The sequence below is a fragment of the Acinetobacter sp. LCT-H3 genome (assembly GCF_001866125.1).
GTDB classification, from domain to species: Bacteria; Pseudomonadota; Gammaproteobacteria; order Pseudomonadales; family Moraxellaceae; genus Acinetobacter; species Acinetobacter schindleri.
In genome coordinates this window covers 24979-38022 of the sequence record NZ_MODX01000015.1, presented here as the reverse complement: position 1 = coordinate 38022, position 13044 = coordinate 24979, and the positions used below count along the sequence as shown (strand labels likewise).

The window sequence follows — 13044 nt, the reverse complement described above, 5'->3', positions numbered from 1 at the left end:
CTTTGCAGATGAGATGACTAATTAAAAAAGGGTTTGAAGTTGATAGCGGAAAGTTTGGAGTTTATAACGTCATTTTATGTCGTATAGCTCTTAAATACGCTATCCAATATACTGATAATAGAGAAAAAAAGGAGATATTAAATGATTGCTAGAAAAATACGTGAACTATTAAAATTAGAACTTTCGATTATGTTACTAAGCTCTCTAGTTTTAATGGCAATAACATATTTACTTCTTGAAGCCAAAGGTATTGAGGAGTTAATAGCTGGTTACAATGGAAACTTTCAAACTCCTAATCTTTTACATTACTCAATCCTTTTTGTTATCGCAATAATCTTATGGTTTTTTTATTATTTTTTTAATTATAGAAACAAGGAGTTTTTAAAAAAACTGTCATACGAGCTATTCAATACATGTATTAATTTATTGCGTATTGCTAGCGGGGTTCTTATTTCATTTACTATTCTTCATTTGTGTGTTGATGGTTGGCATAAAAATCTTTCTTTAATAATTTGCTATGGATTAATCGCTTTTAGTGAGGTTACTTTTTTTTCATATATTAGAGATTACTGGTTCTTTAAGGATAATAGAAATGATACGAAATTCTTAGTACGAGGTTAGAAAAAGCCCTTTTACAAGGGCTTTGTTTGTCAAAACAAGAAATACCTTTGCGCCATCGGCAATACTTCCGCGGGTTCACAAGTCAACAACTTCCCATCCGCCCGAACTTCATAAATTTCAGGATCAACTTCCATCACAGGACAGTAAGTATTCAACTTCATGTCTTTTTTCTGAATATCACGTGTGCCTTTACATGGACTAATCAACTTTTTCAGACCGAGCTTTTCATGCACACCTGCCTCTATCGCCACTTGCGACAAGAAGGTAATACAGGTGTTATGCACACCACGGGCATTGGCACCGAACATTGGACGATAATGTACAGGCTGCGGTGTTGGAATAGACGCATTAATATCGCCCATTGGCGCAGCTGCAATCATGCCACCTTTAATTATCATGGATGGTTTTACCCCAAAAAATGCAGGTTTCCATAAGACTAAATCGGCAAGTTTACCCACTTCCACCGAACCAATTTCATGACTCAAACCATGCGTAATGGCAGGGTTAATCGTATATTTGGCGATATAACGCTTTACACGATTATTATCATGCGTGGCATTGTCACCCTCTAAAGGCCCACGCTGCACTTTCATTTTATGTGCCGTTTGCCATGTGCGAATCACGACTTCACCGACACGCCCCATTGCTTGCGAGTCCGATGACATCATGGCAATTGCACCTAAATCCTGCAAAATATCTTCCGCAGCAATGGTTTCACGGCGAATACGACTTTCCGCAAACGCCACATCTTCCGAAATGGCAGGATCTAAATGGTGACAGACCATCAACATATCCAGATGTTCATCAATGGTGTTGATGGTATAAGGACGGGTTGGATTAGTGGATGATGGCAATACATTCGGCTGACCAATGGCTTTTAAAATATCAGGTGCATGTCCACCGCCGGCACCTTCAGTATGGTAGGTGTGAATGGTCCGGTTTTTAAAGGCTGCCAAAGTTTCTTCCAGGAAACCACTTTCATTTAGTGTGTCCGTGTGAATTGCGACTTGCACGTCAAATTCATCTGCCACCGTCAAACAGTTATCGATGGCAGCAGGTGTTGAACCCCAGTCTTCATGCAGTTTTAAACCGACTACACCAGCTTTAATTTGCTCGGCTATCGGCTCAGGCTGACTTAAATTTCCTTTACCGAGTAAACCAATATTCATCGGTAAATCATCAATGGCTTGTAACATCGTCGAGATATGCCAAGGCCCCGGTGTCACTGTGGTTGCTGATGTGCCTGCCGCAGGCCCTGTACCACCGCCAATCATGGTGGTCACACCTGACATCAATGCCGTTTTCACTTGTTGCGGGCAAATCCAGTGAATATGGGTATCCACACCGCCAGTAGTGAGAATCTGCCCTTCACCTGCAATGACTTCGGTTGCAGCACCCAATGGAATAGTAATATCAGGCTGAATATCAGGGTTGCCTGCTTTACCAATTTTCCAGATGCGGCCATTTTTCAAACCAACATCTGCTTTGACAATACCCCACCAATCGACAATCAGCGCATTGGTAATCACAGTATCAGCAACGTCATCGGCTAAAAGCTGAGATTGCCCCATTCCATCACGAATGACTTTACCGCCACCAAATTTAACCTCTTCCCCATAAGTGGTGAGGTCTTGTTCCACTTCAATAAACAGTTCGGTGTCGGCTAAACGAACACGATCGCCAACTGTTGGACCAAACATTTCCGCATAAGCGCGGCGTGACATTTTCATTTTATAAGTATTCCTTTAGTCCAACTTGCCCATGACCCGACCTGCAAAGCCATACACTTCACGCTTACCGGCTAAAGCCACCAATTCAATATCACGGCTTTGTCCAGGCTCAAATCGAACGGCTGTTCCTGCTGCAATATTTAAGCGATAGCCATGAGCTTTTTCGCGGTCAAATTGCAAAGCATCATTGGCCTCGGCAAAGTGAAAATGTGAACCCACCTGAATCGGACGATCACCCGCATTGGCCACGGTCATCCTTAAGGTTTGTCTGCCCACATTCATTTCAATATCAGTATCTGGCGTAAAAATTTCACCCGGAATCATATGATGCTCCTAGACAATTGGTTGATGCACAGTGACGAGCTTAGAGCCATCGGGAAAGGTCGCTTCAACCTGAACTTCGGCAATCATTTCAGCAATGCCGTCCATGACATCATCACGAGTCAGTAAAGTCGTACCGTAGTGCATCAACTCGCTCACACTCATGCCATCACGTGCACCTTCCAGTAAAGCAGCAGAAATAAAGGCAATGGCTTCCGGGTAATTCAATTTCAGCCCGCGTGCTTTACGGCGCTCTGCCACCAGTCCTGCAGTAAAAATCAGCATTTTGTCTTTTTCAGTCGGATTTAGTTCCATGTCTATTTCCTATTTCTTCAATATTTTTAATGCAAAATGTGTGCAAATTCATTCAGTATTCCTTCTCCTGAACGAGCTTTTAAGCATTGCTTTAAAAGCGACGTGCAAGTGAGGCTTAGGGTGAGGTGAACCTTCATTGTCATAGCCCCTCCCTCTAGCTCCCTCCCAAAGGGAGGGACAATGAAAATAAATTTCCTTCTCCTTTTAGGAGATAAGTAACACTGCTACACAAAGGAAAGGTAAAAATAGTTGATCCTCTCTTTTACGAGTCGAACGATTCTTTAATCTCCCTAAATCCCTCTTTGAGAAAAAGAGATTTTCTCCTCCCTTTATCAAAGAAAGGTCTGGAGGGATTACGTTCGCCAAATCCTCGGAAACTCTTCATCTAGTCCAAACCAGTAACGACGCAGCCGTGCACGAATCGCAGCAAATGCATCATGACACTGGCGCACGTCATCCCCGAGATAACGCGCCGTCAGCACATCATCGAGTAGCGTTAATGTCACCGGCACATCCATACGCATGATGAGTTCACGAATCAGGTCGATGTGCTCATCCAAATAAAAACTTGCACGATATTTTTCAGGCGGTACAGCCCATAGACTGCCCATCACAGCATGTCCATTCATACCTAGACAGGAGTTTAACCAGCGATCCTGTCCGGAGAATTTCAGCTGATCTGCAACCAATAGCTTTGCACCGCGATACAGTAGAAAACGGCTGCGATAACCGCCCTGCTCAAACTGCTCGTATCTTGCCTGACGGCCAATTACCAGCATATCCCAGCCAATAAAACTGGCAGTTTGATCTAAATGAATGGTGGTGGACGCATGTGCATTGGCACCATCAAATAACATGGTTTCCTGCGGCAGCCATTCAAAAATCCCCTTTTCTTCCACACGAATATCAATATGCTGATAGGCCTGTTTCAGATTGGTCTTGTACCATTTACCTGCACCTGGTGTGGTCACCAGTCCGTGCGCATTTGCTCCGACGCGCATATCGAAACTCAGGTGATCTCCTCCGGCAATTCCGGCAGGTGGATGTACAATAATTGCATGACAGACTCCGGTTTTTTCAGGCCACAGCATTTTTTGCACACGAACCGGGCCCTCATGCTTGCGATGCTGCAGAATGGTTCGTCCATTACTGCAATCTGCCTCAAAACCCAGTTGCAAACGTGCAAACCAGAGTTTTGCTGCTGAGCCGCGTTCTGCTTCTACCACGCTATTCATTTCGTTGTGCACTTATCCTGACTAACCACCCTAAGCCCTAAACAGACCTTGTTTTTCGATAAATTCAATAATTTGCTCAAGACCATCTTTGGTTTTCATATTGGAAAATAAAAATGGTTTCTCGCCACGCATACGTTTTGCGTCTTGATCCATAACATCCAGATTTGCACCCACCATCGGTGCTAGGTCGGTTTTATTAATGATCAGTAAGTCCGATTTGGTAATACCCGGGCCACCTTTACGTGGAATCTTTTCACCACCCGCAACATCAATCACATAAAGCGTTAAGTCTGAAAGTTCTGGGCTAAATGTCGCGGCCAAGTTGTCGCCACCACTTTCAATAATGATCAGCTCCAGTCCGTCAAACTTTTCACACAGGTCATCAATTGCAGCGAGGTTAATCGAGGCATCTTCACGAATCGCAGTATGGGGACAGCCACCAGTTTCAACACCGACAATACGGTCAGGCGACATGGCTTCATTACGGGTCAGGAAGTTCGAATCTTCCTTGGTATAAATGTCATTGGTGACCACGGCCATGTTGTATTTATTTCGCAAGGCCTGACACAAATTCAGGGTTAAAGCAGTTTTACCTGAACCCACTGGGCCACCGATTCCAACGCGTAATGGACTACGTTCTGACATAATTTTTCCTTTAATTTTTAAGATCTAAATAAACGGGAATATTGATTTTCATGGCGCATACTCAGCATGGCGTAATTCGGCAAAGCGCTACTCATCTCATCATCACTCAGGTTAATGGCACGCTCGATAAGTGCCGGAATTTCTCCATGCAGATGCCAGAGAATCCGCTGGCCACTCATTTGCCCCAAAGGCACTGTTTTCACAGCGGCTAATACCTGATTTTCCAGAACAGCAAATGCATAAGCAGTCAGGACATCATCGTCTTCTAAATGCAATTCGCCACATAACTGGGCATAGACTGGAACGTAGCCATACTGTTTTTTGACTTTTACTGGTCGCTTGAGTACATCGCGAATCCAGGCATTTAGTGAAAATGCCAGCTGCTGGGATTCTGCCAGTAATTCCTTACTTTCACGGCTTGCCCTGTAAATTTCAGCCCAATGCTGAAATATGATTTCATCGTCATAGCTTTGCATTAAGCGTTTTAAAATTGGCAGTTCGAAACGTAGCAATAGCATTTCCAACACTTCATTAAAGTAGGCAATGCTGGAAGCTTCGTCATGAATCAAACCGGTATCAATCGCGCTTTCAACCCCTTGTGAATAGCAGTAAGCACCGACCGGTAGTGCCGTCGAAGACAGGGTTAGCAGGCTGAGTAGTTGCGAAGCCTTAATGTGCGACATGATGCAATGACTTGATTGGGCTTAAACGGTGATCATGCTGATGCTGTGCATAAGCGCCGCTCTCTGGTTCAAACGGATGTTGTACGGTATCTACACGTAAACCCAAACCTTCAACCATTTCAGCCAGTACATGATCCGGTTCAAAATACAGTGCCGTTGGGGTCAGCATCAGTGGCACATGACGGTTACCCAGGTGATAGGCTGCCTTTAAAAGATCAAATTCATGATCTGCAGTGACCTGCATCAAGGTTTCTGGCTTGGCATTAACACGCAGCAATTCACCATGATCGGTGGCGATGACTGAACCACTACGTAAAATCCCGGTACGTGGCAGGTCTGCACCAATATCGGTGCCATTTTTTAGCGTAGCGCGGAAACGGCTTTTTTGACGCGTATCAAAGCTGAGTTCAATGCTTTCAATATCAGTAGAGTGACTGGCATCTTCCAGACGTTGGGTAAAAATCTTCATCTTGGCCCTATATGCATCAATTTGATTCATCACGTTCCAAAGCGGAACAATTGATCAAAAAACAAAAAATATTGCATCAAAATAAAGCATTTATCGTGCCAAGATATTGGATTCAATTTTCTTACATAAAAATTACGAATGACATTTCACCTATCTTCAACTGCGGCTAAAATATAAGAGCAGCCAGCTGAGTTAATAGTTTAGTTGGTTTGATTTAAATAGCTGAATTATTTAATTTTATTTAAATGATATGCTAGCAACTGGATTTAAGTAAAACTACTCGGGCTTAGCGGTTCCACGCTTTTCACGGAGTGAAAATGAAATATTTTGAATGTCCCAAATGTGAGCATCAGATCTTTTTTTATTCTACTGAATGCCATCACTGCAAATCTCCGATTGGTTATATCGCATCGGAAAAGGACATGTGCACTTTTGAAAAAATCAGTGAAGATGAGTGGATTCCGCTGAAATCAGAATATCGTGCCACGCACTATAAGCCTTGCTATAACTATACCCATTATCAGGTCTGTAACTGGATGATTCCGGGCGATTGCGATGAGGACTACTGCGAGTCCTGTCAGCTGACCCATATCATTCCCAATCTGGATGATCCCGACGTTATTACCTACTGGCGGCGACTTGAAGAGGCCAAACGGCGCTTTTTATATCTTACCCAGCGCATGAATATGATGCCGCGTCCAAAACGTACAGATGATGATGTATTTGGTTTGCGTTTTCACTTTTTATTGCCTATGGATGGTAAGCCAGTGTTAACCGGGCATGCCAATGGTCTGATCACCATGAATGCCATTGAAGCAGATGTGGTGTATCGGGAAACCACGCGTATTGATATGGGTGAAAATTATCGCACTCTTTTGGGTCACTTCCGCCATGAAAGTGGGCATTTTTATTTCAGTATCATGCAGCATCTTCATCCAGAACTAATTGAAGAATTTAGATTTTATTTTGGTGATGAACGTCAGCATTATGCTACTGCGCTGCAGCGCCATTATGAAGAAGGTGCGCCAGAAAATTGGCAAGAAAAATATATCAGCACCTATGCGACGGCACACCCATGGGAAGATTGGGCTGAAACCTGGGCGCATTATCTGCATATTATGGACACTCTGGAAACCGCTTTTTATGGTGGTCTGCGTGTTGATGGAAATGGTAAAACCTTGGCCAGCATGTCCTTTAATGAATGCCCGATTGGCGGCAAAGACATTGAACACATTCTGGATAACTGGATCACTTTAACGTTTAACCTGAATGCCCTGAATCGTAGCATGGGACTGGAAGATGCCTATCCGTTTACGCTTACCGAAGTGGTGAAAAACAAGCTGCGCTTTATTCATAGTCATGTACTGGACAAAGCATTTAAAGAAGCTGAGTCAAAATTACCCGGCTAAAATCGCTGCCCCGTCACGTTATAAAACAATGAGAATTATCTTCTAAATTGCCGTTTAGCCACCAGATCCTGGTCATTTTCATGAATTTAGCCAGTAAATGATCAATTATCAGACAATTTTATTACCATGCACGACCATAGTTTGATATTCATTTAATCTGAAAATAATTAGGCTGTTATTGTTCTTTTTCGACACGTTAGTAAAGATAAGATGAGTAGTGTAAGACAACAGAACTTTCTTCTGCGTAAAGAAAAAATTCTTAGCATGGCCGAGAGCCTGCTTCTGGATAATAACGAAGACATTACCCTGAATGAACTTGCCAGTGAAATGGATATTGCCAAGGGGACCATTTACAAGCATTTTAAAAGCAAAAACCAGCTATATCTGGAACTGATTATTTTAAATGAACAACGTCTTCTAGAGATTTCCAAACGTTTTAATACTGACTTCAGGACTTATGTATCGGAATATATGCTTTATCATTTGCACAATTCCAATCGAACCATTTTGCTGCATATGATTGAGGAGCGCCTGACCAATACTGAAAAAGGTCTGAAAGAGCTGTTTCAGGAACTGTATCAGGTCCGTGAAGAACGGATTCTGAGTATCCGTGACCTTACTCGTGAATATCTGGATGCTAATAACAGTAGCATGTCGATCCGGGATTATCTGTCTTTTATCTGGACAGTGACCTATGGCGCTTCCCTGTTACTGAATTCAACCAGCTATCAAAAAGCTATCGGTTCTCGTGAAAGATTGATTGAACTCTATGTCAATCAAGCTTTAATGATTGCACCCAACAATACCTCTGCATAAAAAAAGCCTGACACACAGGTCAGGCTTGCTTTCGTATCGCTACTTATACTGCTACAGGTGGAAAACCGTCTTCAGTCAGTGCAGCAACGATTTCATCCTGATGTACGCCAGTTTCTACTTCAACCAGCTTTTTCTCTACGTCGATTTCAACACGTGCATGTTCATCCAGATCCTTGATGGTTGCAGTAATACTACGTGCACAACCGCCACAGGTCATATTTTCAATACGAAATTTCATGCGCTTATCTCCTTAGGAATAATTTATTCTAACTTGAAGTTGAGTGATGGCTGGAGGGGGGATTTGTATCCAGTCCCTGCTCGATATCTTTCAAAATTGCACAATCTGCACGCTCATCACCAGCACAACGCGCGACTGATTGCTTCAAAATTTTGACCATGGCCTGCATATCCTGAATTTTCTGTTCCAGTATAGTGATATGTTTTTGTGCCAGCTGTTTGACTTCAATGCTCTGCCGCACTTCATTCTGCCATAACCCTAACAGCTCTTTCATCTGTTCCGAGGAAAATCCCAGCTCGCGTGCATGCTGGATAAAACCGAGCATACGGATATCAGCATCGCTATAGTCACGATAGCCACTTTCACTACGTTTCGGCGCAGGTAACAGACCAATCTCTTCATAATAGCGAATCATTTTGGCCGAGATACCAGATCGTTTGGCGGCTTGTCCAATATTCACTGATTTACTCCTGTGCTGATAGTGGCTGATACAACTTTAAACGCAAGGCATTGCTAACAACAAATACTGATGACAAAGCCATTGCACCTGCGGCAAACATTGGCGAAAGCAGGATGCCAAAGAATGGATACAGGATACCCGCAGCAATTGGGATCAATGCAATATTATAGACGAAGGCCCAGAACAGGTTCTGTCGAATATTCTTGATGGTGGCCTGACTGATGCCAATGCCGGTGGCGACATGCTGCATATTACCGGACATCAGCACTACATCTGCTGCTTCAATTGCAACATCAGTCCCCGTACCAATCGCCATGCCGACATCTGACTGCGCGAGTGCCGGTGCATCGTTAATACCATCACCCACAAAGGTTACAATGCCATGCTCTTTTTGCAGCATTTTTACGGCATCAACTTTTTCATGAGGTAAGACTTCAGCAATTACATGATCAATCTTGAGTTGTTGTGCTACCGCATTCGCCGTATGTGGATTATCACCCGTAATCATTGCGACTTTCAGACCTTGACGATGCAATTCTTCAATGGCTTTAAAGGTGGTATCTTTAATCGGATCAGCTACGGCAATAATAGCTGCGAGCTTTCCATCGAGCGCTGCATACAGCGGTGTCTTGCCTTCTTGTCCCAATTTAGAGGCTATTCCAGCAAAGTGCTCGGTATTTAAACCCAGCTGTTGCATCAATCGTTCAGCACCAATCTGGATATCCTGATTATTGATCTGTGCTTTGATCCCGGCACCAGTAATCGAATCAAATTCACTTACTTCGATTAATTCGATCTGCTGCTCTTTTGCTGCCTGCACAATCGCATAGGCAATCGGATGTTCAGACTTGGCTTCTACCGAGGCGATCAGTTGTAAAACCTGCTGTTCATTAAAACCTTCTAGCACCTGAAAATCAGTCATGACAGGTTTTCCTTCCGTCAGTGTTCCGGTTTTATCGACTGCTACAACTTTAGTTTGCTGCAATAACTGTAGAGCTTCGCCTTTACGGAACAGTACCCCCATTTCTGCCGCACGACCGGTACCGACCATAATCGAGGTCGGTGTTGCCAGGCCCATGGCACATGGACAGGCAATAATCAGAACTGCCACGGCATTAACCAGTGCATAACTCAATTGTGGCTCAGGACCAAGCAGAAACCAGACTATAAAGGTCAATAAGGCCAGACCCATCACCGCAGGCACAAACCATAAGGTAACTTTATCTACAGCTGCCTGAATCGGCAGTTTGGCACCTTGCGCCTGCTCGACCATTTTAATGATCTGCGCCAGTACTGAATCTTCACCCACGGCGGTCGCACGGATTTGCAAGGTTCCATTCTGGTTAATAGTGCCACCAACAACTTTATCATCAATATTTTTGGCCACAGGCACCGGTTCACCCGTCACCATCGCTTCATCGACATAGCTATGACCGGAAGTCACTACACCATCTACTGCGACTTTTTCACCCGGGCGAATTTCGATGATCATATCCTGCTGGACTTCGGAAATGGGCAGGTCCAGCCATTGTCCATCCTGTAAGACACGTGCAGTTTTAGGCTGCAGGCCAATCAGGTATTGAATCGCCTGTGAGGTTTTACCTTTGGCACGTGCTTCTAGGTAGCGACCTAACAGGATCAAGGCAATAATGACCGCTGCCGCTTCAAAATAGACATGTACGGTGGCTTGCGGCAATAAAAATGGGAAGAATGTTGCGATAACTGAAAACAGATATGCTGCCGCTGTACCCACCGTTACCAGCGAGTTCATATCAGGTGCCAGTCGCAGTAAAGCTGGAATCCCATGCTGGTAGAAACGCCGCCCCGGAAACAATAATACCAAAGTGGTCATTACAAACTGGATATACCAGCTGTTCTGCATACCAATATTATGCACAACAAAATGATGGAAGGACGGAAGCAGATGTGATCCCATTTCCAGAATAAATACCGGTAATGCCAGCGCCAGGGCAATCCAAAGATCACGATACAATGAAGCTGTTTCTTCAGCTTTTTTATGCTGGAAATTTTGCTGCTCGGTGAAATTCACTTTTGCGGTTTTTAGCTGTGCCTCATAACCGGCTTTTTTAACTGCTTGGATCAGATTAGCAATATTCAGGTTTGAACCAGAAACCTGTGCCGTTTCAGTGGCCAGATTGACGCTGGCCGCAGTGACACCTTCCACTTTATTGAGTGCTTTTTCCACCCGAGCTACGCAGGATGCACAAGTCATCCCTTCAATGTTTAGTTCAAGCTGATCTGCTTTGACATCAAAACCGGCTTTCTGAATGGCTTTGACCAAGACCTGTTGCTGTAAAGAACTGACTGCAGTGACATAAGCCTTTTCGGTAGACAGATTCACATTGGCTTCCAGCACTTCTGGAATTTTTTTGAGGGCTTTTTCAATTCGGGCAGCACAAGAGGCACAGCTCATGCCTTCAATATCCAGTTCGAATCTCTGTTGTGCCACCTTAAAGCCAGCACGCTCTATTTTCTGGATAATCTCGGCGCAGGGAATCATATGATCGGCACTAATCGATGCCTTTTCCGTAGATAGATTGACATGAGCCGAAACTACGCCTTCAATTTTCTTTAAAGCCTTTTCTACCCGTGCCACACAAGAAGCACAGGTCATGCCTTCAATCTGTACAGTCGTTTGATACAGCTGAGCGTTTGACAGTTCCTGCATGGCACATCTCCTTCATATTATTGATGGTTTGAATCTAGCTTATAGCTTAAACCTTCCTATAGTTGGAAGGTCAAGTCTTTATGTGAAAATAAAAAAGCCCGGATCATAAACCCGGGCTTTTAACGTATTGCCAAATACTTGCTGAAAATTATTCTGCAGAAATATCTTCAAATAATATCGATGACAGGTAACGTTCACCACCATCTGGCAAAATCACCACAATGTTTTTACCTGCATTTTCAGGACGTGCTGCAAGTTGTGCAGCCGCAGCCATCGCCGCACCACTTGATATACCCACCAGAATACCTTCTTGCGATGCCGTTTTACGTGCCCATTCCACTGCCGTAGTACTGTCAATTGCAATGACTTCATCTACCAGATCAAGATCAAGGTTACCAGGAATAAAGTTCGCACCAATCCCCTGAATTTTATGTGGTCCAGGCGTCAATGATTCACCGCGTTTCGCCTGAGCAATGATCGGTGACTCAGCTGGCTCAACGGCAACTGAATAGATCGGCTTGTTACGGACTTTTTCGAAGTAACGTGAAATACCTGAAATGGTACCACCCGTTCCTACACCAGCGACCAGAATATCAACATTACCGCCAGTCGCTTCCCAGATTTCTGGGCCAGTCGTTTCTTCATGAATTTTCGGGTTAGCCGGGTTTTCAAACTGTTGTGGCAGGAAATATGTTTCAGGGTGTTCAGTCACCAGACGAACCGCTTCATCTACTGCACCTTTCATACCTTTCGCAGGTTCAGTCAGAATCAGGTTGGCACCAAAGGCTTTGACCACTTTACGGCGTTCGATACTCATGCTGGCTGGCATGGTCAGTGTAAGTGGATAGCCTTTTGCTGCAGCAACGAAAGCCAGTGCAATGCCGGTATTGCCACTGGTTGGTTCAACAATGTGCATGCCTGGTTTTAACTTGCCAGATTTTTCAGCATCTGCAATCAGCGCTGCACCAATACGGCATTTCACCGAAAATGCCGGGTTACGGCTCTCAACTTTCGCGAGTACAGTTGCCCCGCCTGTGATGGCACGGTTAATGCGCACAAGAGGTGTATTGCCAATGGCTTCTGCATTGTTACTGTAAACCGCTATTCCCAGATTGTTGGGCGTAGGAAATGCTGCATCTGTACTCATTAGTATATCCCTGATGTTATTAGCTTGAAGTGCACTATCATCATACAAGTATTTTCAGATTTTGTAGAAGAAAGTGGAATCTGCACTCTATTATGGCAAATCAACTGTTATATAAGTTATTAATATACAATAAAAATAACTGATTATTTAATGTTAAATATATAATTTTTATTGATATTTAAATTCACAAAAAGCCATAAAAATAAGTGATTTTTACCAAATGTTTAAGGATTCAGGCCTTTATAATCATTCGCGCTGTATTTTAT

General features: G+C 43.7%; 14 protein-coding genes. 3 read left to right on the top strand and 11 right to left on the bottom strand.

From position 1 onward, the window contains the following. Window positions 1-141 precede the first annotated feature (141 nt). Window positions 142-621, top strand: a complete 480-nt coding sequence (locus tag BK820_RS09310) for a hypothetical protein (protein WP_071320735.1) — start codon at window positions 142-144, stop codon at window positions 619-621. A gap of 29 nt (window positions 622-650) precedes the next feature. Here BK820_RS09310 and ureC read toward each other — a convergent pair whose 3' ends face one another. The 7 genes from ureC to ureE all read right to left on the bottom strand — a co-directional run bounded on the left by ureC (window position 651) and on the right by ureE (window position 6019). Next, window positions 651-2351: an urease subunit alpha gene (gene ureC / locus BK820_RS09305; protein WP_071320734.1), complete on the bottom strand. Its 1701-nt coding sequence runs from the start codon at window positions 2349-2351 to the stop codon at window positions 651-653. A 15-nt stretch (window positions 2352-2366) separates the two neighbouring features. Further along, window positions 2367-2675 (bottom strand): urease subunit beta, encoded by a 309-nt coding sequence (locus BK820_RS09300; protein WP_004894975.1) that lies wholly within the window; start codon window positions 2673-2675, stop codon window positions 2367-2369. Window positions 2676-2684: 9 nt separating this feature from the next. Continuing rightward, the gene (gene ureA, locus BK820_RS09295) at window positions 2685-2987 is read right to left on the bottom strand and encodes an urease subunit gamma (protein WP_048881078.1); all 303 of its coding nucleotides are present in this window, start codon (window positions 2985-2987) and stop codon (window positions 2685-2687) included. A gap of 353 nt (window positions 2988-3340) precedes the next feature. Further along, entirely contained in the window at window positions 3341-4222 is an 882-nt protein-coding gene (locus BK820_RS09290; RefSeq protein WP_048881079.1) for an urease accessory protein UreD, read from the bottom strand. A 30-nt stretch (window positions 4223-4252) separates the two neighbouring features. Beyond that, complete coding sequence (gene ureG / locus BK820_RS09285; protein WP_071320733.1) at window positions 4253-4867, bottom strand: urease accessory protein UreG; 615 nt, start codon at window positions 4865-4867, stop codon at window positions 4253-4255. Between the two features lie 17 nt (window positions 4868-4884). Further along, window positions 4885-5550: an urease accessory protein UreF gene (locus BK820_RS09280; RefSeq protein WP_071320732.1), complete on the bottom strand. Its 666-nt coding sequence runs from the start codon at window positions 5548-5550 to the stop codon at window positions 4885-4887. Further along, window positions 5537-6019 carry an urease accessory protein UreE gene (ureE, locus tag BK820_RS09275; protein ID WP_026056813.1) on the bottom strand — a complete coding sequence of 161 codons (483 nt, stop codon included), beginning with the start codon at window positions 6017-6019 and terminating at the stop codon, window positions 5537-5539. Before ureE ends, BK820_RS09280 begins: the two co-directional genes overlap by 14 nt. Window positions 6020-6336: 317 nt before the next feature. Between ureE and BK820_RS09270 the strand changes: the two genes are divergently transcribed. Together BK820_RS09270 and BK820_RS09265 are read left to right on the top strand one after the other, a co-directional pair. Further along, entirely contained in the window at window positions 6337-7428 is a 1092-nt protein-coding gene (locus tag BK820_RS09270; protein WP_071320731.1) for a zinc-binding metallopeptidase family protein, read from the top strand. A 210-nt stretch (window positions 7429-7638) separates the two neighbouring features. Beyond that, the gene (locus BK820_RS09265; protein WP_071320730.1) at window positions 7639-8244 is read left to right on the top strand and encodes a TetR/AcrR family transcriptional regulator; all 606 of its coding nucleotides are present in this window, start codon (window positions 7639-7641) and stop codon (window positions 8242-8244) included. Between the two features lie 43 nt (window positions 8245-8287). On the opposite strand, the gene BK820_RS09260 is transcribed toward BK820_RS09265, so the two are convergent. From BK820_RS09260 to cysK, 4 genes are all read right to left on the bottom strand, one after another. Further along, entirely contained in the window at window positions 8288-8482 is a 195-nt protein-coding gene (locus BK820_RS09260; protein ID WP_071320729.1) for a heavy-metal-associated domain-containing protein, read from the bottom strand. Between the two features lie 28 nt (window positions 8483-8510). Next, on the bottom strand, window positions 8511-8942 hold the full coding sequence (gene cueR / locus BK820_RS09255; RefSeq protein ID WP_071320728.1) for a Cu(I)-responsive transcriptional regulator: 432 nt from the start codon (window positions 8940-8942) through the stop codon (window positions 8511-8513). Between the two features lie 4 nt (window positions 8943-8946). Continuing rightward, on the bottom strand, window positions 8947-11631 hold the full coding sequence (locus tag BK820_RS09250; RefSeq protein WP_071320727.1) for a heavy metal translocating P-type ATPase: 2685 nt from the start codon (window positions 11629-11631) through the stop codon (window positions 8947-8949). A 148-nt stretch (window positions 11632-11779) separates the two neighbouring features. Continuing rightward, entirely contained in the window at window positions 11780-12778 is a 999-nt protein-coding gene (gene cysK, locus BK820_RS09245; protein ID WP_048881082.1) for a cysteine synthase A, read from the bottom strand. Window positions 12779-13044: the final 266 nt, after the last annotated feature.